Raw genomic sequence first — 19,547 nt, forward strand, 5'->3', positions numbered from 1 at the left:
CTACAAATATATAATCCGGTGCGTTCCCGTTACATCATAAGGAATTCCGGTCAAACCGTCAATCCAGGCTTCACCGTAACGATTCATATAATAGAAAATGTTATAGACTCTCTCCTGCGGTTTGCCCATCGGAAAGAGGGATAGCTCGATCCGGTCAAAGTGCCGTAATCCCGCTCCATTCGTTTTCTCCAGTGCATCCTTCGCTTTACCGTACAAATATTCAATCTGATCGATGATTTTATCCCGGTTGGCGTTTCCGAGCTTTGTCAATCCGTTTTGAATGCCGCCCAGCTGTTCGATTAAAGGATCGTACATGCCGGTAAAGGCCGACTTGATTTCCCCGAACCTCTCCCCTAAGTTCAAAGCGTCCTGTCCGGCTAGCCAAGCTTCCCGTTTAGCCTGAAAAACATCCCGGTCCGCAACATCCTCCCAGGAAAGAGCATATTTATCCATGTGCTTATGAAGCGTTCCTTCCAGCACTGTAAACGATTCGCGTGGCAGCAGGATCGGCATCTGCAAATCCAAACGCCGGAATGCCTGACGGGTCAAACCCCAATAAGCGATTTCGCCGGATCCAAGCACAGCGCCCAGCACTGGCAGCAGCGAATCCTGCATTAAAGGCCGGGTCAACACATTGTTGCTGAACCGGTCAGGGTGCTGGCGCAGCTCCTCCAGCAGTTCTTCCTTAGTCAGAGCTACCTTAGCTTTTCGGTCGCAAAATTTTCCGTCTTGTTTAAATAGAAGCAAACGCTCTCCCTCATGTATGTAGAACAGATTCGCCGCATGTTCCCTCGCATCCGCTTGGGCAGAAAATCCAAGCTGGAGTATGTCATCCGCCGCATGGCGATAAGCCTCTTCCAGTTCGTCGTTTCTGGCGATCATCTCTTCGAACACGGGAATTTCCAGCCGGCGCAGCCCGGGATCCGCTGAATCGAGCAGAATAAGCCCGTATTTGCCGAACCAGCTTCCCATCAGCTTGGCAAAGCAATCGGTCAATGTAGACGAAGATGCCGCGGCTTCGCGATACAGTTCCATCAATCCCGATTTGAATTCGGTCTGCGGAAGCAGTTGTTCCAGCTCGGCGGCCGCCTGCTCCCAAGCCTCGGCATCAAGCTCGGTCCAGCTGACCGGCAGACGCTGATCATGTCCTTGCGCAATCCGGATCCGGGTTACCTGCAGGTCCTGCGACAAGACGTACGTGTGATTGACCTCATCCCAATCATGGTCCTCCCCTGCGATCCAGAACACGGGAACAACCGGACGATTCAGCTTCGTTGAAGCTTCTTTGGCCGCTTTAATGATCGTTATCGCTTTATAAATAACCAGCAGTGGTCCGGTAAACAGCCCGCTTTGCTGCCCTCCGACTATAACTGCCGTTCCCGGCCGCTCCAGCTGATCCAAATGACCCGAAACCGCATCATGCGGATTATGCTTCAAATTATATACGCGGAGCTGGTTTACAAGCTCCTTCCGGTCCACGCGGAGCCGATCGCTTTGATCAAGCCATGCCAATCTGTCGCTCCAGCTTTTCTCTTCGGCCGGATTATATTCATAAAGCCCGCTAACTTTCGAAAAATCTTGAATGAGTGCTTCCGCCAGCGGTTGGCCGGCCTTCAGCGGCTCTTGAACAATATTCATCAGGTTCTGATCCTCCTGTCTTCTCTCAAAGCTAGACTACCTTAAAAATATAGCATAACCGTCTACAAATCGCTAAGCAAACAACAGTCTTAACCCCGGCACTTCAGGATTGAAAAAAGCCCCCGCGCCGCAAAACGGCGCGAGAGCTGCATTCTAATCTTAACCTAAGCTTTGCCGGAACAAAATTATCCTTTATTCGGCATCGATACCCAGTGGCCTTTGGATACTTCGACGAGTTCCGAATTGTCGAGATCGAACAAGCCGCCGCCTGCAGAACCGTCTTTAGCCGAGTGAATCGGGCCGTTACCGTTATCTTCAAGCAGAATCCGCTTCTTGTTCTCTTCCACTTCCGGATCCGGAATCGGAATCGCCGAGAGCAGCGTTTTGGTATAAGGATGAAGCGGGTTGGCATACAGTTCTTCACTTTCAGCCAGCTCCACGATTCGTCCCAGGTACATAACCGCAACGCGGTCACTGATATGCTTGACCATGGACAAGTCATGCGCGATGAACAAGTAGGTCAGACCGAGACGATCCTGCAAATCCTTAAGCAGATTGACGACCTGTGCTTGAATCGAAACGTCGAGCGCGGAAATCGGTTCGTCGCAAATGATGAACTTCGGATTTACCGCAAGCGCCCGCGCAATCCCGATCCGCTGCCGTTGGCCGCCGGAGAATTCATGCGGATAACGGGTTGCATGGTCAGGATTAAGTCCGACCATATCGAGCAATTCTTCTACCCGTTTCTTGCGTTCCGCGCGCGATCCGGCCATGCCGTGAATGTCGAGCGCTTCGCCGATAATATCCGTTACCGTAAACCGCGGATTAAGCGATGCGTACGGATCTTGGAAAATCATCTGCATATCGCGGCGCATTGCTTTCATTTTGCGCGGTGACAGTTGATTGATGTCCGTGCCATTGAAGCGGACGCTTCCGCCCGTTGGCTCGTACAGCCGGAGAATCGTCCGGCCTGCCGTGGACTTGCCGCAGCCGGATTCGCCCACAAGACCGAGCGTTTCGCCTTCGGCGATCGAAAAGCTGATATCGTTGACGGCCTTAAGTACATTGCCGCCGCCGACATTAAAATATTTTTTGAGGCCTTCAACCTCGATCAGGTTTTTACTCATGACGACTGTCCCTCCTTGGCCATCGGGTGAAGATCCCAGCAACGGGCCATATGCGTGTCGCTGAATACAGTCGCACCCGGATCAATGCGTTCGCAGATCTTCATGGCCTGATCGCAGCGTGCCGCAAACGGGCAGCCAAGCGGCGGTTTGATCAAATCCGGCGGAGTACCGATGATCGGAATCAGCGGTTCACCCTTCTTCTGGTCAAGCCGCGGCATCGATCTCAGCAAGCCTTTGGTGTAAGGATGCTGCGGGTTTTTAAAGATCTCCCATTTCGTACCGGTTTCAACCACTTCACCGGCGTACATAACGATAACCCGGTCGCACATGCCTGCTACAACGCCCAGGTCATGCGTAATCAAAATGATGGAGGTGCCAAGACGCTGCTGCATCTCTTTCATGACATCCATAATTTGCGCCTGAATCGTAACGTCGAGCGCAGTAGTCGGTTCATCCGCAATCAGCAGTGAAGGCCGGCAAGCCAGTGCAATCGCGATCATTACACGTTGCCGCATGCCGCCGGAAAATTCGTGAGGGTATTGGTTAAAGCGGGCTTCGGCATTTTTGATGCCGACAAGCTTCAACATCTCGATAGCTTCTTTTTTCGCTTCGCCCGCTGACATTTTCTGATGTTTGATAAGCACTTCAGTGATTTGTTTACCTACTTTAATAGTAGGATTCAAAGAGGTCATCGGATCCTGGAAAATCATGCCAATATCTTTACCGCGAATTGCTTCCATTTGCTTATTGCTATTTTTGAGCAAGTCCTGTCCCTGGAACAGGATTTCGCCTTGCTTGATAATCGACGGAGGGGAAGGGATCAGGCGCATGATCGTCTGGGCCGTTACGCTTTTGCCGCTGCCGGATTCACCGACGATTGCCACCGTTTCCCCTTTACCTATCTCAAAGTTCATGCCGCGGACAGCTTTCACTTCTCCGCCTTTTACAGAAAAGGAGACATGCAAATCTTTGACTTGTAAAATCGGCTCCATCAGTTCCACCTCCTATTTTTTCAGTTTTGGATCCAGCGCGTCGCGAAGACCGTCGCCAAAAATGTTAAACGCCAGCATCGTCAAACTGATGACAGCCGCTGGGAACAGCATCCGCCAAGGATAGTACAACCAGCCGGTGAGGGCATCGTTAATCATCGAACCGAGCGAAGCGATCGGTGCTTGTACACCAAGTCCCAAGAAGCTCAAGAAGGCTTCGGAGAAGATAGCATTCGGTACGGACAAAGTCACGGTTACGATGATCGGGCCTACCGCGTTAGGCAGCAAATGCTTGAATAAGAGACGTCCTGAACCTGCACCCATCGAACGGGAAGCAAGCACGAACTCGCGGTTTTTGAGCTGCATAATTTCTCCGCGAACAATCCATGACATATTAATCCATCCGGTAATCGTCAGAGCCAGAATAATCGTTCCCAAGCTTGGTTCCATAACGACAAGAAGCAGGATAGTAACCAGCAGGTAAGGAATGGAATACAAAATTTCGGAAAATTTATTCATGATTTCATCGACTCTTCCGCCGAAGTAACCCATGATGCCGCCGTAAATAACGCCGATCATCAAGTCGATACAAGCAGCCGCCAGACCTACGATCAAGGAGATCCGGGCCCCCATCCAGGTACGCACCCACATATCACGGCCGAGATCATCGGTACCGAACCAATGGGCAGCGGATGGCTTCTGGTTTGTATTCATCAAGTCGTTGGAATAGTAATTGTAACCATGCACCCATTTTGAAATCCATGGCCCTACAATCGCTGCAAGGACGATCAGCACCAGTACAGAAAGTGCCACCATCGACATTTTATTGGAACAGAGACGTTGCCAAGCATCGCGCCAAGCAGAAATACTTTCACGCTGAATGACTTCGGCTTCCTTTTCGTCTGTACCGATTTTCCGGAAATCTTCCGGTTTCAAATCTACCGGCGTCGGCATTACTTGAATTGGTGTTTGTTCCATCCTTACCCCTCCTTCCCTTTATTCACTTTAACTCTCGGATCTACCAGCATATAAGCAATATCCGTCAAGAAACGAGCAAGCATCAGCAAAATACCGTAGAAGATCGTAATCCCCATAATTACCGGGTAATCACGAGTACTGATAGCTTCGACAAACTGCTTGCCGATCCCGCCGATCCCGAAAATTTGTTCGATAACGACCGAACCGGTTACGATGTTTGCCGTCATAGGGCCGATATAAGTGATGACCGGCATAATACCGTTACGAATCACATGGCGCCATAATATAGCGAACCAGGTCAAGCCTTTTGCTTTAGCTGTTTTGATGTAATCGGCATGCAGGACTTCCAGCATGCTAGAACGGGTCAGACGTGCGATAAACGCAATCGGTTGCGCCGTCAATGCGGCAACGGGAAGAATGTAGTACATCGGACCTTTAAAGCCCATCGTAGGCAGCCAATGCAACTGCGAGGAAAATACGTACTGAAGCAGGGATGCAACCACGAAGCTAGGAACCGCGATGCCCAGCACCGCTAACACCATCGCGACATTATCGATCAGCTTGCGATGATACAGCGCTGCCAGCATACCAAGCACCACCCCAACAATTACAGCCACAATGATAGCGACTAACCCGAGCTTCAGAGAAGCGGAAAACGTTTGTCCGATAATTCCAGAAACGTCCTGGTTAATCTTTTTCATTGAAATGCCAAGATCACCTTGCACTACGTCACCTAAATACTTGAAATACTGTTGGTAAACGGGCTTGTCCAATCCGAGTTGTTCCTTTAGACGTTCCTGTATCGCAGGCGGCACTTGCTTCTCTGAAGTAAGTGGGCTGCCCGGTATACCTTTCATCAAAAAGAAGGTAGCAGAGATCAAAATGAACAACGAGATTAACATGTAAAATAACTTATTTGCAATGTAACGCACCATGCCCGTTTGCACCTCCTTTTGATAAAATTCGACATAAAACGATTTTAGGCCAATTTCAGAGCTTTGTCTATTCAATATAATTCCCATTAATCATTTGCAATTTGAATAAAATCGCCGCTCATAAAAAAAACGGGATATATATGGAATACCCACATATATATCCCGAGGAAACCATGTAATTCTTTAACGCGTTAAACTGTTAGATTAATGATCTTCCAGGTAAGCACGTGTGTAATCAATAGCACCGCTAAAGTCTAGTACGATGCCTTTCAGCCAAGGCTTCTCTACCGAAACGTTAGTGTAGTAGTAAACAGGCATCAGAACTTGATTTTCTTTGATCAAGATTTCTTCTGCTTTTTTGAAGTTTTCGTTACGTTTTGCGTTGTCTTCCAAACTCTTAGCTTCGTTCACGAGTTTGTCGTATTCTTCATTCTTGAACCCGGAATCGTTGTTACCGCTGTTGGATGTCCACATATCGATAAACGTCATCGGATCGTTGTAGTCTGCACTCCAAGCAGCACGAGCGATTTGGTAGTTCAAGCTTCTACGGTTCTCAAGGAATACAGCCCACTCCTGGTTTTCCGTTTTCACGTCAACGCCCAGGTTTTTCTTCCACATATCAGCTGCAGCGAGAGCAATTTTCTTGTGAGCTTCACTGGAGTTGTAGATCAAAGTGATTTCAGGAAGTTTGGTGTAGCCTTCTTCCTTCATACCTTCTTCAAGCAATTTCTTCGCTTCTTCCACATTTTCTGTGAAGTAGTCGTCTTTATTTTCAGTACGGTATTCGTCATTTACCCCTTTGATACCTGGAGGCACAAAGCCGAAAGCCGGAAGCTGTCCGCCCAGCGTTACCTTGTCTACAATCGCTTGACGATCGATGGACATTGCAAATGCTTTACGGATTTTAGCGTTATCGAACGGCTTAGCCGTCACGTTGAATTCATAGTAATACGTACTTGCAATACCTTTAACGTGGAATTCGTCTTTCAATTCCTTTTGTACAATCGGAATTTGGTCGGTCGGAATTTCACCGTTAGGGTGTCCGGCGCGGTCCAATTCACCGTTTTTGTAACTTGTCAATTCAGTAGCGCCACTGTTTACCAGGGACATAGTGATTTTATTCAGTCTGATGTTACCTTTATCCCAATAGTTCTCGTTCTTTGTAACATCGATTGCTTGGCCCTTAGTCCAGTTCGTCAATGTAAAAGCACCGTTTACGATCATTTTGCTTGCGTCAACAGCCCACTTGTCATCGTTCTTCACGGATTGGTGAACCGGATAGAACGTGTAGAAAGAAGTCAGACCGAGGAAGTAAGGTGTTGGTCCAGTCAATTCCACTTCCAGTGTGTTGTCGTCTACAGCTTTCACGCCAACTTGGCTGAAATCCGTAATTTTTCCTTCATTATATTCTTGCGCATTTTTGAGGTAGTACAATTGATAAGCATAAGGAGGAGCCGGAGTTGTTTGCGGGCTCAGCACGCGCTCCCAAGCAAATACGAAATCATTTGCGGTTACAGGGTCGCCGTTGCTCCATTTGGCATCTTTACGAAGATGGAAAGTGTATTTGGTTCCGTCGATATCCCAAGATTCTGCTGCTGCAGGTTGGGCTTCGCCAGCTTCGTCCATGCGGGTCAAACCTTCATACATCATTTTCAGCACGGTGTTAGCTTGGCTGTCTTGTGCTTGAGCCGGGTCAAAAGTAGGCGGTTCCGCACTCAGGTTGATTCTAAGCGTTTGATCGGCGGCCAACTTTGCTTCGCCGCTGTTTGCAGCATTCTTGTCGCTGTTGGAAGTTCCGTTGTTGCCACTATTTGCACTGTTCTTGTCATTAGAGCCGCACGCCGAGAGCAGCGTCCCTACTGCGAGAACAAGTGTCAAAAGGAGCAATAAACTCTTACTCTTCTTCATCTTGTTGAATCCCCCTTAAAATTTGTGGTATATGTTTTTAGATTATACAACCAGCGGTCAAAAAAATCCAACATAAATTTTCTGAAATTTAATCAGTGGTTAATAAAAAGGACTATTTCTTAACAAAATAGTCCTTTCTACAATATTGACTTTTTATTTTCTTAACAATTAACCTATGATGTCATTTATTTTATGTAATTCCAGATTTCTCTTTAGCAGAATCTAAGCTGCTGAAACATATGTAATGAAGCTAATGAGAAAAAGCAAAATATAGGCGATTCCGGTTCCGGCAAACGTCAGCCTCCAAACTGCCCTAAGCAGTCTTCGCATATCCACTTTGCCCTTCATCCGGTTTTGCGCTCCTCCGATCAGTCCGACGGCGATCAGCAAAACAAGCAAAATGAGATAGAATCCGAACTTTGAAGCGAAAACAATGTTAAACAAGGCGGAAACGGACAGGATCAGAAACAACGTTGTCACATCCATAGCAAGCTTTACGGCCGCTTTCTTGTCTTTCTTTAAATAGTAGGTAATGAAATACACAATTATAAAAGGAATGATCGGCATCACGGAGAGAACGAAGATAGACGTGAGCAAAATACCCAAAGCTCCACCTCCTCAGAGAATTTAATTGCCTTTCGGGCTTTCAAAAATTGTTACGGGTAATTCATGCGGGTAGCGCCCTGATCAACCGCCAGAGGGTTTCATGTCCTGGAACTTGTAAATTTACCGAGCGGGCCATTTCCACAAGATGTCCATTAATGTAGTCGACTTCAGTAGGCAACCCCTCGAGAACATCCTTTAACATCGAAGAAGTATTGGTGGAAGTAGAACGGCAAACATCGGCGATAATGGCGTGCATATCGGAATCATATGGGATGCTGCAGGCTTGATAAACGCGAATGCCCTCTTCGCAAAGCTGGCGGATCAGCTCCGCTCGATCCTCACCATCCAGCAATTCGCCGTTGGGGATTCGCAATAGGGCGGTCAGAGGATTTATAACAGCATTAATTAATAACTTCCTGTAAATCTCTTTATCGATGTCATTCGACAAAAATGATTCAAATCCTGCCTTTTGAAGCCGATTCACTAAACTTTCCCCTGCTTTTTTACTCGCTTCATTCTTTTCCACACCTGATTCTGCAAGGTTTGCAAACCTGGAATAACCGGGAATACCGATTCGGGTCGCGCCTTGCCCCGCACGGATTACTACGGATCCTTCCTCTCTTTTCGCCCCTTCGGTAGTGATTACCGCATAGACGGAATTTCCTCCAAAAGAGGTCTTAATCTTCTCTATATGTCCGACACCGTTTTGAAAGCAGGCGATTTTCGTATTGTTTCCCACCCTTGCCTTCATGCCGCTTAACAGACTCGCATCGATATGCCGCTGCTTCACGGTTAGCAAAATCCATTCCGGTGTATCCTGCCTTGTATTTTCACCCGCTTCTGCCAAAGGGGTGGCTGTAAAAGTGTTCGGCGTTATATGCAATACCGAATCATCTTGCCCTTTGACTACAATTCCGCACTCACGAAGCGTCGCCGCTTGTTCAGCTGTTCTTGTCCAAAAAGCGACCTCCTCGCCGGATGCGGCCAGCATTCCTCCGAACAACATGCCCAGTGCGCCCGAACCGATAACCTCGATTTTCATCTTCTTCTTCCTTTCCGCCGAGCTATATTAGATGAACTAAATTGAATGATCTTGTATAGTTTCCTTCTTTCTTTATACCAGACCTTCTAATACAAAACAGCCCTGAAAATAATAAAATCCTGCCGTATCGGCAGGATTCGCTTTGTACTCTTGATTTCTTATTGCATTCTTTTCACTTCATTATTTACTATTCGATATTCACTATTCGATTCGTTCCAAATTTCCATTTGCATCCATCTTAAATCTCGTTTTCGCTTCCTCGTCTTCCTCATTTAGAAAGGCCAACCGGCGGGCGCGATCCATAATTTGGATTAATGCCTTATAATCGTCATTCACTACCCTGTAGTCGGTCTGCACTTCATTTACTTGGGTTGACAGATGCTGATTCTCCTCGCGGAGTCTGGCAAGCTGCTCTTCTTTATCCCTCAACTCTTTCTCAAGAGATTTCACGTGCCGGCTCGTATCCTGAATCGTACTTTTCCAGCCGCGTAAAAAGCGGATCACCGCATCGATAGAAATCGTCTCTTCCGTAACGCCCTCGCTTCTGTAGTTCACTTCGTCCAGCTCAACCGGGGCCAGCGATGAAATCGCCGGATTGCCCGCAAGGCTTCCCTGCTTCTTCATGTAACTCCGTTTTTGCCTTTGGGCCTTGGCAATGCCAATCGCCGCTTCATATTTTTTGCGAACGCAACTGTTCCACCGGAAACCGCAAGCTGCTGCCGTTCTTCCGATACGTTCCCCAACTTCCTCAAAGGCGGTTAATTGGGTACTGCCTTCCCGAATATGGCGCAGAGTCACTTCCGCCAAAATCAAATCATCTTCCGCACTCCACGCATCTTGTCTCACTGCTGTCATGCTATAAAAACCTCCTAACGACATCCTAATATAACCGTCTTCCGACCGGCTGTTCCGGCAGGCTCGCTGGTAAAAAGCTTCTTACTCCATTTCTATGCCTCTCATAGAGTTCATAGAATCTATTTGATACTAAAATGTATTTCCAATTTAAAGCGCCTCCATACCTGTTTCAAAAAAAACCGAATTTCCACTCATTAATCCGAAATGACAGGCAATAATATATATCACAAACCGAGCTATAACTTGCTAAATATTATGACTTTTCGTTTACACATGTTGGGGTAACGGGTATAATGAGGTATAGAAATCGGTAGACGTGTATACATAGGAAAGGGGGATTTTCTCTTGGATCGCATGTTCCGCGTTCTTGGCTTCTTCACATTGGCCATCGGACTTATGGCTTTCGCCGGCAACCTGATTGAAATGGCTTTGCTGTTCTTCGTGCAAACCGCCTTTTTCGTACTGTTCGGTTATCTGAAATTTACGGAAAGAACGTACATTTTGCTCTTCTGGGGTTATATGATTGTCGCCTTTACAGGCTTCAGCTATTGGACAATCTTTCAGATGGGAATGCCGCTGTAATCCCCTCTGTTCCAAACCGATTAAAGGCGATCCGGCCAACACCCGGACCGCCTTTTTTCATTTTTGGCGAGTTAGGAATTAAATGACATACTGATATTTGGTTTACTGGTATCATATATATGGATGGAATCCAATTGGGGGAGAGTGGATGAAATAATTAACAGAAGAATCTCTTCTTTGTTCCTCTCGATATCTCTTACCGTCACCCTCTTGCTGCCGATGCAAACTGCGGCTGCCCCGATGTCGGACGAGGAGTTGAAGGTTCTGGAGAAAAGCTTGTCGATTGTGGAGATCGACCGGGAAATTGTCCGGATCGAGAAGCAGCAGAAGGAAACCGAGCAATCGATTCAGCAGCTTGAGCTGCAGCTTGCGGACAAGAACGAGCAAATCCGCGGAAGCCGGGATCAAGCCGGCAAGCGAATTGCCGCTTACTATATGGGGGAGCGGGAAACCCTGCTATCGGCACTGTTGTCCGCGGACAGCCTGAAGGACTTTTTTACGATGCTGGACTATTATCAATTGATCGTTGAACGAGACCGACATATTATGGATGCCTACAAAAAGGAATATGCGGGTTTGGCAAAAACGAAACGCAAGCTGGATCAGTTGTCGTCCGACCTTGATCAAATGAAGACCGCCTTACTCCAGCAGCGGGACCGCGTCGCCCTTCTGCAGGAAAGCCTGGACGGTTCGCTAAGCGCAAGTAGCGATCCCGAGAAAATGAAAGCTATGATCCAAGAGCTGACCACTTACTGGGAAAATGTCGGTCTGTATGAAATCCGCCGCCATTTCCGGGCGCTGGCGACGGCGATGTCCGATTTCCCTGACTTTTTAAAAGATCATAAAGACAGTCTCTCTTCCGGTAAGAACGGCTATACGCTGACGGTCAAGGAAGCGGACTTGAACGATTTTCTCCGCTCCAAAAACGAGCTGCTAAAGAACATGTCCTTTGTCTTTGAAGACGGGCGCATTATTGCACAAGGTCGGAGGGAAGGTCTTGAATTGGTGGTGGAGGGCCATTATACCGTTGAAAACGAACCGCAAAATTCGATCATCTTCCATGTGGACCGGCTGCTGTTTAACGGCCTGGAACTGCCGGATACGACAAGAGCCGAGCTTGAGGAAGATTTCGATCTCGGATTTTATCCCAAAAAAATAGTTCCCTTCGTCGAAGCCACCGAAGCGGACATCCGAGAGGGAACCCTGATCGTGAAACTAAAAATTGTTTTATGAGAATAACGAACTTATAAGGACTCTAATTCACTTAAATAGGATTTATAACTGAGCTCCCCGTATAAAAAAGATGAGGACAATGCGCCATATTTCTCCATTAGCAAGGGAATTCCGGCCCCCACGGGCAGCGGAGTTCCCTTTCCATTTACGAATGAAGCCGGGATCCAGGCAGGAAGTCCATTGCGGGACGCTTGGTAGTACATCGTTTTTAACACTGGCAAATATCCCGTTAAGTCAAACCACTGACGCTGCTGAAGCTGGGTTGTCATTGCCGTAATCCACAGACCGGCCGCTTCTTTATTACCCGATCGCGCCGAGACGGCGTAACTTCTTCCTCCTACCCATGCTCCGCCTGCAGGTGATTCCTGATCCGGGTAGACGATTGTGAGATTCGGATGCTGGTGCCGCTTAGCATCGCTCCACCTTACCAAAGCAAAGGCCGCTTCTCCGTTGAACAGTTTATTCCACGTTTCTTCTTCCCCCGGTGATCCTAGAGTCGTCAAGAATGGCTTCATCGTATCCAGTTGCTGAACTACCGTTTCCAGCTCCTCGGTGGGCTTGAACAAGGACGTCTCATCCGTTGAACCGCGTTGTCCCGTCAGTTGCCACATGAACGACATCACAGCATAAGGGTCGTTAAAATCCAATGCGAACAAATAAGGAGATGAAGGATGTTTCTTATAAGCGTTTAGCAGCGCTCCCCAATCGCTCCCCGATGCGGGAAATTCCAGCCCGGCCTCTTTTAGCTTACCGGGATGATACACCCATACGTAAGGATCGGCATCCATCGGAACCGCCCACACATAGCCATTCCACTCATTTTGCGTTAAGGAAGCGCTTAACACTTCGCCGGTCAAAGAACCCGAATAATAACTTTCGGTCGGAAGCAAGTAGCCGCCGGAAGCAAATCTCCGGATCCATGTATTGTTCAGCAGGAGGACATCCGGAGAATCCCCCAGTTCCAATTCCTGCCGAATACCCGAATAATCCTTTCCGGCCGGAAGATTTCTCAGCTCAACTTCAATATGATATTCATCCACCACCTGCTGATTCAGCTGTTGTAGACGCAGAAAATCGGAATCATTTAATTGAACCGCAACCGAAATAGAGCCTGGGTCTTTCTCCGTTTCCAGGCTTTGCGGGGTAATCGGTTCCGTTTCTCCTTGGTCCTCGGATCTTATCAGGGTCGATGTTTCGCTTGGCGACAAATTGATCAAGGCGAGTAAAAGGATGGCAAAAAGCACCCAATGGTTTTTTCGCTTCACACCGGTTCTTCCTCTCCGCTTGTTACCCCCTATTGTAACAAATCTGCTCGGAGATTGTCCTTACAAATCATTACAAAAATGACGTCACGGTAAAAAATGCCGAAGCTTTCGCTTCGGCATTGTAACAGCGGTCTCTTATGTCCATGGCTAGAGCAGGTCCGCAGCCAGTTGGGCCAGCTTGGAACGCTCCCCCTTTTCCAAAGTAATGTGGCCGCTGATTCCCTGTTCCTTAAACCTTTCCACCAGGTAGGTCAATCCATTGCTGGCCGAATCGAGATAAGGATGGTCGATTTGCTCAGGGTCTCCCATTAAAATGATTTTGCTTCCCTCACCTACCCGGGAGACGATCGTCTTCACTTCATGCCGGGTCAAATTTTGCGCTTCGTCCACAATAATGAACTGCCCTGGAATCGAGCGCCCGCGGATGTACGTCAGCGCCTCAACCTGTATGCTGCCCAGCCCCATCAAAATTTTCTCGATATCGCCGGACTTCTTCGTATCGAATAAATACTCGAGATTATCATAGATCGGCTGCATCCAGGGGCGGAGCTTTTCATCCTTCTCACCCGGCAAATAACCGATGTCCTTGCCCATCGGAACGACCGGGCGTGCGATCAGAAGCTTTTTATATTTATGGTCATCTTCCACTTTCAATAAACCGGCGGCCAGCGCCAACAATGTTTTCCCTGTCCCCGCTTTGCCTGTTATGGTTACGAGCGGAATCTCATCGTTCAACAGCAATTCCAGCGCCATCCTCTGCTGGGCATTGCGGGCGCTGATCCCCCAAACGGGATCATTGCTTAAATATAACGGCTCAAGTTTGGAAGCATCCCAATTAACACGCAGTAGCGCCGATTTTCCGGTGCCCATTTCATCTTTTAAAATAACAAACTCATGCGGATAGAGATTATAGGACAGTCCCAGCGGTTTGATCGGTAAATAACGGTATGAATAAAATTCATCGATAACGGAAGGATGCACTTTAAGGGTAGAGTATCCGGAGTATAAATCCGACGGGCCCGCTGTGCGGTCGGACAAATAATCCTGGGCGTTCAAACCCAGAACATCGGCTTTGATCCGGACAAGCACATCCTTGCTGACCAGAACGACAGAACGCGGCTCATTATTTTCCTGCTGTTCCAGATGATAGTTGAGCGCCACGGCCAATATCCGGTTATCGTTCGTAATCTCGCCGAACATCTCCTGTACCTTGAGAAAACTGCGGTGGTTCAGTTCCACCTTCAGCCTCCCCCCGCTTTCCAGCAGAACTCCGTCATGCAAATGACCGATTTCACGAAGTCCATCCAGAAGCCGGGAAACCCTGCGCGCATTGCGGCCAATTTCTTCCGCATTCCTCTTCTTGGAGTCGATTTCTTCCAGGACTACCGCCGGTATGACTACCTCATGCTCGTCAAAAGCAAATATTGCATTCGGATCATGCAGCAAAACATTGGTATCGAGCACAAAGATTTTTTTCACGAATATCCCCTCCACCGAACATCTTGCAGCCTCTAATTCGCATACATACTTTCCCCCGTCCGGGAAATGTTAAAAAGTATAGTTTACTACAAGATCCCTACTGAAAGGACGGTAGCAGTTCATGCGAATATGGCTGTGTTTGTTATTGACGATTTTTCTGCTTACAAGCTGCGGTACGGCAACTAAAAAGGCATCACCCTCTCCTCAGAATCAAACTAACAACGGTCCCCGTGCTCAAAGCACAAACGACGGGAACAGGAATATGACAGATGGTACAGGTACCAGAGCGTTGTCGGCGACAGAACGACAAAACCATTTGGAGGAACTGGTAAAAAGGGTACCTGGCGTAAAAGGCGCTCATTGTGTCGTCATGGGTAAAACTGCGGTGGTTGGCATCGATGTTGATTCAAAACTGGAACGCGCCCGGGTAGGAAGCATCAAATATACGGTAGCCGAGGCGCTCCGCAAGGATCCCCAAGGCGCTGGCGCTATCGTGACCGCCGATATCGATCTAAACCAGCGGATCGCCGAAATCGGCGATAAAATTGCGAACGGAAATCCGATCGGCGGGTTTGCAACCGAGTTGGCCGACATTATCGGTCGAATCGTGCCGCAGATGCCGGGTGATACCACTCCGAGAGACAATGTGCCTAAGGTTCAGAATAACGGGACCGGCAATGTCAACGACGGAATCCGCAGCAATGGAACCATCCATGATAGAACCGGCGGCAAGCAAGACGTCAACCGTACCAAAAACCACGGAACCAGAGAGATGCAAATGGCCCCAGGCAGATAACCGGAAATGGGATGTCCCAAAAGAAAAAGCCCAGCGAAAAATTCGCTAGGCTTTTTTCATGGCAGCAAACACTTGGTTGTCCAAGAGTTCCGCCGCACGGTGATCATACACTTTGGCATAGGACGGCGCGGAGGCAAGCTGCGCTCCATAGAACAGCGCATTGCGGACCGCGTCAATCTTCATGTCGAAGCAGCACATTTTGAATGGAACCCCTTCAAGCGGGTCTTGGACAACCTCTGCTTTACCGTTAATCGCATAAATCGTCTCATCGCCAAACACGGTAACCGTAATTCTCGGATGGGCCTTGATGTTTCGGACCAATCTTGACCGGTGATCCAGCGTAAAACGCAGCGTGGAATGATCCAGGGCGTAAATCCATGAAATTGCACTGGAAGTCGGTCCCCCGGATTCTTCGTCAACCGTACTCAGCAAAACAAAAGTTTCGGACTGGAATGCAGCGTATAACGGTTCAGACAATTGGGTTACGAGTTCGGACATATGCCAGCCCTCCTGTAGTACAAATCGTCATTGGATTCTTCATCATTAAAACCGTATAACTAATTGTATTATACCATGGCCAAAAACTTGCATTCAATCGTCAATTGCCTGCTTGTTCGTCGGATTCCCCAGTCGACGGCGCCGTTTTCGTCCCGGCAAGCTCATTCTTCAGCGCCTGCTTGGCCTGTTCAAGCTCGTCGTCATTCACATAAACATAAGGGCTCTTCCATTGTCCGGTTACCGGCACGAAATCGACATTTTCCTTGGAAATGTTCCAATAAGTAGAGATCATATTTTTCATCTGCTTGGATTCCAGATCGGTCTCCATATTTTTGCCGACCGATTCGATGACCTTGCCTGCGCCAAGTACCCCGTTTAAGGATTTCGCCTGATCGATCAGAGCGTGCAGTACTTCGTTCTGCCGGCGGTTACGGTCAAAGTCGTCCGATGCCTTTGTCTTGGGACTGCAATTCGACTTCCGGTAACGGACAAAGCCGAGCGCATCCTCGCCGTTCAGATGCTGCGGCCCCGCCTTCAAGTTAATATCAGTTCCATCAGCGCTGTCCCGGTAGCACATGTTAGCATCTACGTTCACGTCGACGCCGCCAAGCGAGTCAACGATGTCGCGGAAACCCTGAAAATTCAGAACCGTTACATAATCGATGGTCAAGCCGAAATATTTGCCCATCATCGTTTTCATTTCCTGTTCGGCGGAGATGCCCGATTTCTTCTCGGCTGCCAGGAAATTCGGATAAAAGGCATTCAGCTTGTTCGTCTTGTAGCCGTCCATTTCAAATCGGGTATCCCGAGGCAAGGAAACGACGGTAGCCGATTTTGTATCAGGATTCATGGAGATTACCATCATCACGTCGCTCAGATGGGTTCCTGTTTTCGGCCGATAATCCGTTCCAAGCAGCAGCATGGTGAGCGGCTTTACCTTAGCCGATTTCTCGGGAGCCACATTAGCTGAAGTCCCGGTATCGTCAATTACCTTATCGACTGTCAGCCAAAGGAAACCTATATAGGCGCCAACGCCGACAACCGCTAAAATCATAATGCTCAACAGAACCTTCAGAAAGGTTTTTCCGCCGGATTTTTTTCTTTTCTTCGGACTCTTGCCTTTGGAAGTTACTCTTTGGTTCTGCCCCCGAGGAGGCAAACCGCTGCGATTAGAACTCATGAAATCTAACACCTAATTTCGTCTGTATTAAGCCGCATGAATAATAACGAATAGAGACCGCGATTAGTTACAGCCTCCATGGACAGCAGAACTAGTCCTGCTTATTCACGGCGGACGGCTCGGAAGCGGACTTGTCCTTCCGGCTCCGACGTCCTTCTACAAAATAACGGATTCGCACCATCAGCATCAAAACCACGGCTACGAGAAGACATTGAATAATCGGCAGCTTATCGATCTGAAAAATAAGCAGAAGGAAAGAACCGATCGCCATAAGCAGGTACAGGATAATCTCCTTCAGAAGCGGGAGCTTCTGTTGGGTACGGAACACTTTGTTGTACACGAAAATCACAAGCACATAAATTAGAATGTAGGATATTACCGGATTTTGCGCAAACCAAGCCTGCAAGACGGGTCCCTCCTTCAATATCGTTAGTAATTATTATAGATTGGCTTCCGCATTTTTGCGATGTTTTTCGGCACGTTCGCGTTCGCTCTTGTTCAAGATCTTCTTACGCAGACGAACCGATTTCGGAGTAATTTCGCAATACTCGTCATCATTCAAATATTCAAGCGCCTGCTCCAGCGAGAAGAGCCGAGGCGTTTTCATCTTAACCGTATCGTCTTTGGTCGCCGAGCGCACGTTCGTCAATTGCTTTTCTTTGCAGATATTGACGACGATATCGTTGTCGCGAGTATGCTCTCCGACGATCATTCCCTCATAGATCTCAGCTCCCGGCTCCAAGAACAGGATACCGCGATCTTCGATGGACAAAATTCCGTACAGGGTGGAAACGCCGTTTTCGCTCGAAACAAGCACGCCCTCATGACGTCCGCCGACCTGGCCGCCAATAAGCGGTCCATAGCTATCGAACGCATGGTTCATAACGCCGTAGCCGCGAGTCAATGTCAGGAAGTGAGTGCTGTAACCGATCAGACCGCGAGCCGGAATCAGGAATTCCAGACGTACCTGTCCGTTACCATTGTTGATCATATTGACCATTTCCGCTTTACGCGAGCCAAGGCTTTCCATTACGGAGCCCATGCTCTCTTCAGGCACATCGATCAGCAACCGTTCCACCGGCTCCATCTTCATGCCGTCAATTTCTTTGACAATAACTTCCGGCTTCGACACTTGGAGCTCATAACCTTCGCGGCGCATATTCTCGATCAGGATACCGAGATGCAGCTCACCGCGTCCCGAAACGATAAACGCATCCGGGCTATCGGTTTCGTCGACGCGCAAAGAAACGTCGGTTTCCAGTTCTTTAAGCAACCGCTCGCGAAGTTTACGGGAGGTTACCCATTTTCCTTCGCGTCCGGCAAACGGACTGTTATTAACCAGGAAGGTCATTTGCAGCGTCGGTTCGTCGATTTTCAGAACAGGCAAAGCTTCCGGTTGATTCGGATCGGCAATGGTCTCTCCGATATTGATATCTTTAATCCCTGCGATCGCCACGATATCGCCGGCTCCGGCTTCTTCAATTTCAACGCGTTTCAGCCCTTGGAAGCCGAACAGCTTCTCGATGCGGGCTGATTTCTTACCGCCGTCGCGCGTCATAACCGCAACGGGTTGACCTTGGCGAATCACGCCACGATTGACACGGCCAATCGCAATTCGGCCCAGATATTCATTATAGTCCATCAAAGTGACGAGAAATTGGAGCGGTTCTTCCACGTTCTCCGTAGGAGCCGGGATATGGTCGATGATCGTTTCGTAAAGAGCCAGCATGTTCTCATCCTGTTTTTCAGGGTTCAAACTGGAGGTTCCGTTCAAAGCGGATGCATATACAACGGGGAATTCAAGCTGTTCATCGTTCGCTTCAAGCTCGATGAACAGATCGAGTACTTCATCAATTACTTCCGCAGGGCGGGCTGCAGGGCGGTCAATCTTATTAACGACGACAATCGGGGTCAACTGATGTTCAAGCGCTTTACGAAGTACGAATTTGGTCTGCGGCATGCAGCCTTCGTAAGCATCGACGACCAACAGCACGCCGTCTACCATCTTCATAATCCGTTCCACTTCGCCGCCAAAGTCGGCGTGTCCCGGAGTATCCACAATGTTGATCAAATAATCTTTATAAGTGATCGCGGTATTTTTGGCCAGAATGGTAATTCCGCGTTCGCGTTCCAGATCATTGGAATCCATCGCGCGTTCCTGGACGGATTCATGTTCCCGGTAAATACCGGACTGTTGAAGCAGTTTGTCGACAAGCGTCGTTTTGCCGTGGTCTACGTGAGCAATAATCGCAATGTTGCGGATTTGTTTTCTTTCATGCATGGGTTTTCTCCATATCCTTTCGTCTCTGTTTGCTTATTCTATAAAGCTAAGACAGCTGAATCACCACAAAACAAGCGTCGGAGTTCTCATATCCCGACGCTTGGACATATCCCTTATATTATACGCAAATTTTAGAGAAATTCAAGAACTTTCCA

General features: G+C 48.3%; 18 protein-coding genes. 3 read left to right on the forward strand and 15 right to left on the reverse strand.

Features of this window, described 5'->3' with window-relative positions:
- The 9 genes from bshC to KB559_RS01490 all read right to left on the reverse strand — a co-directional run bounded on the left by bshC (nt 1) and on the right by KB559_RS01490 (nt 10,078).
- Nucleotides 1–1,638: a bacillithiol biosynthesis cysteine-adding enzyme BshC gene (gene bshC, locus KB559_RS01450; RefSeq protein WP_211019805.1), complete on the reverse strand. Its 1,638-nt coding sequence runs from the start codon at nt 1,636–1,638 to the stop codon at nt 1–3.
- A gap of 185 nt (nt 1,639–1,823) precedes the next feature.
- A complete protein-coding gene (locus tag KB559_RS01455; protein ID WP_211019806.1) occupies nt 1,824–2,765 on the reverse strand; it encodes an ABC transporter ATP-binding protein in 942 nt (313 codons plus the stop codon).
- Nucleotides 2,762–3,757 carry an ABC transporter ATP-binding protein gene (locus tag KB559_RS01460; protein ID WP_211019807.1) on the reverse strand — a complete coding sequence of 332 codons (996 nt, stop codon included), beginning with the start codon at nt 3,755–3,757 and terminating at the stop codon, nt 2,762–2,764. Before KB559_RS01460 ends, KB559_RS01455 begins: the two co-directional genes overlap by 4 nt.
- A gap of 12 nt (nt 3,758–3,769) precedes the next feature.
- Nucleotides 3,770–4,732 carry an ABC transporter permease gene (locus KB559_RS01465; protein ID WP_211019808.1) on the reverse strand — a complete coding sequence of 321 codons (963 nt, stop codon included), beginning with the start codon at nt 4,730–4,732 and terminating at the stop codon, nt 3,770–3,772.
- Between the two features lie 2 nt (nt 4,733–4,734).
- Nucleotides 4,735–5,667 carry an ABC transporter permease gene (locus KB559_RS01470; RefSeq protein WP_211019809.1) on the reverse strand — a complete coding sequence of 311 codons (933 nt, stop codon included), beginning with the start codon at nt 5,665–5,667 and terminating at the stop codon, nt 4,735–4,737.
- A gap of 204 nt (nt 5,668–5,871) precedes the next feature.
- Nucleotides 5,872–7,575: a peptide ABC transporter substrate-binding protein gene (locus tag KB559_RS01475; RefSeq protein ID WP_211019810.1), complete on the reverse strand. Its 1,704-nt coding sequence runs from the start codon at nt 7,573–7,575 to the stop codon at nt 5,872–5,874.
- Nucleotides 7,576–7,797: 222 nt separating this feature from the next.
- Nucleotides 7,798–8,181 (reverse strand): DUF3397 domain-containing protein, encoded by a 384-nt coding sequence (locus KB559_RS01480; protein ID WP_244861388.1) that lies wholly within the window; start codon nt 8,179–8,181, stop codon nt 7,798–7,800.
- Between the two features lie 61 nt (nt 8,182–8,242).
- Complete coding sequence (locus KB559_RS01485; RefSeq protein ID WP_211019811.1) at nt 8,243–9,223, reverse strand: ketopantoate reductase family protein; 981 nt, start codon at nt 9,221–9,223, stop codon at nt 8,243–8,245.
- Between the two features lie 201 nt (nt 9,224–9,424).
- On the reverse strand, nt 9,425–10,078 hold the full coding sequence (locus tag KB559_RS01490) for an RsfA family transcriptional regulator (protein WP_211019812.1): 654 nt from the start codon (nt 10,076–10,078) through the stop codon (nt 9,425–9,427).
- Between the two features lie 345 nt (nt 10,079–10,423).
- Between KB559_RS01490 and KB559_RS01495 the strand changes: the two genes are divergently transcribed.
- The gene (locus KB559_RS01495; RefSeq protein ID WP_211019813.1) at nt 10,424–10,660 is read left to right on the forward strand and encodes a DUF2626 family protein; all 237 of its coding nucleotides are present in this window, start codon (nt 10,424–10,426) and stop codon (nt 10,658–10,660) included.
- A gap of 144 nt (nt 10,661–10,804) precedes the next feature.
- The gene (locus KB559_RS01500; protein ID WP_348772877.1) at nt 10,805–11,893 is read left to right on the forward strand and encodes a coiled-coil domain-containing protein; all 1,089 of its coding nucleotides are present in this window, start codon (nt 10,805–10,807) and stop codon (nt 11,891–11,893) included.
- An 11-nt stretch (nt 11,894–11,904) separates the two neighbouring features.
- On the opposite strand, the gene KB559_RS01505 is transcribed toward KB559_RS01500, so the two are convergent.
- On the reverse strand, nt 11,905–13,158 hold the full coding sequence (locus KB559_RS01505) for an ABC transporter substrate-binding protein (protein WP_211019814.1): 1,254 nt from the start codon (nt 13,156–13,158) through the stop codon (nt 11,905–11,907).
- Nucleotides 13,159–13,305: 147 nt separating this feature from the next.
- Complete coding sequence (locus KB559_RS01510; RefSeq protein WP_211019815.1) at nt 13,306–14,637, reverse strand: PhoH family protein; 1,332 nt, start codon at nt 14,635–14,637, stop codon at nt 13,306–13,308.
- Nucleotides 14,638–14,758: 121 nt separating this feature from the next.
- Here KB559_RS01510 and KB559_RS01515 point away from each other — a divergent pair, with 121 nt between their 5' ends.
- Nucleotides 14,759–15,433, forward strand: a complete 675-nt coding sequence (locus tag KB559_RS01515; RefSeq protein WP_211019816.1) for a YhcN/YlaJ family sporulation lipoprotein — start codon at nt 14,759–14,761, stop codon at nt 15,431–15,433.
- 45 nt (nt 15,434–15,478) lie between these two features.
- Here the strand turns inward: KB559_RS01515 and KB559_RS01520 are convergent, their stop codons facing one another.
- The 4 genes from KB559_RS01520 to typA form a co-directional block, all read right to left on the reverse strand.
- Entirely contained in the window at nt 15,479–15,931 is a 453-nt protein-coding gene (locus tag KB559_RS01520) for a pyridoxamine 5'-phosphate oxidase family protein (protein ID WP_211019817.1), read from the reverse strand.
- Between the two features lie 100 nt (nt 15,932–16,031).
- Nucleotides 16,032–17,111, reverse strand: a complete 1,080-nt coding sequence (locus KB559_RS01525; RefSeq protein WP_211019818.1) for an LCP family protein — start codon at nt 17,109–17,111, stop codon at nt 16,032–16,034.
- Between the two features lie 91 nt (nt 17,112–17,202).
- Nucleotides 17,203–17,517, reverse strand: a complete 315-nt coding sequence (locus tag KB559_RS01530; protein ID WP_211019819.1) for a YlaH-like family protein — start codon at nt 17,515–17,517, stop codon at nt 17,203–17,205.
- A gap of 33 nt (nt 17,518–17,550) precedes the next feature.
- Complete coding sequence (gene typA / locus KB559_RS01535) at nt 17,551–19,392, reverse strand: translational GTPase TypA (RefSeq protein WP_211019820.1); 1,842 nt, start codon at nt 19,390–19,392, stop codon at nt 17,551–17,553.
- Between the last annotated feature and the right edge of the window lie 155 nt (nt 19,393–19,547).

Source organism: Paenibacillus sp. Marseille-P2973, from assembly GCF_018101095.1.
In the GTDB taxonomy this organism is placed as follows: domain Bacteria; phylum Bacillota; class Bacilli; order Paenibacillales; family Paenibacillaceae; genus Fontibacillus; species Fontibacillus vini.

Coding starts and splice junctions, on each gene's coding strand:
- bshC (WP_211019805.1), bottom strand. CDS start 1,638: ATGAATATTGTTCAAGAGCCGCTGAAGGCCGGCCAACCGCTGGCGGAA.
- KB559_RS01455 (WP_211019806.1), bottom strand. CDS start 2,765: ATGAGTAAAAACCTGATCGAGGTTGAAGGCCTCAAAAAATATTTTAAT.
- KB559_RS01460 (WP_211019807.1), bottom strand. CDS start 3,757: ATGGAGCCGATTTTACAAGTCAAAGATTTGCATGTCTCCTTTTCTGTA.
- KB559_RS01465 (WP_211019808.1), bottom strand. CDS start 4,732: ATGGAACAAACACCAATTCAAGTAATGCCGACGCCGGTAGATTTGAAA.
- KB559_RS01470 (WP_211019809.1), bottom strand. CDS start 5,667: ATGGTGCGTTACATTGCAAATAAGTTATTTTACATGTTAATCTCGTTG.
- KB559_RS01475 (WP_211019810.1), bottom strand. CDS start 7,575: ATGAAGAAGAGTAAGAGTTTATTGCTCCTTTTGACACTTGTTCTCGCA.
- KB559_RS01485 (WP_211019811.1), bottom strand. CDS start 9,223: ATGAAAATCGAGGTTATCGGTTCGGGCGCACTGGGCATGTTGTTCGGA.
- KB559_RS01490 (WP_211019812.1), bottom strand. CDS start 10,078: ATGACAGCAGTGAGACAAGATGCGTGGAGTGCGGAAGATGATTTGATT.
- KB559_RS01515 (WP_211019816.1), top strand. CDS start 14,759: ATGCGAATATGGCTGTGTTTGTTATTGACGATTTTTCTGCTTACAAGC.
- KB559_RS01520 (WP_211019817.1), bottom strand. CDS start 15,931: ATGTCCGAACTCGTAACCCAATTGTCTGAACCGTTATACGCTGCATTC.
- KB559_RS01525 (WP_211019818.1), bottom strand. CDS start 17,111: ATGAGTTCTAATCGCAGCGGTTTGCCTCCTCGGGGGCAGAACCAAAGA.
- typA (WP_211019820.1), bottom strand. CDS start 19,392: ATGCATGAAAGAAAACAAATCCGCAACATTGCGATTATTGCTCACGTA.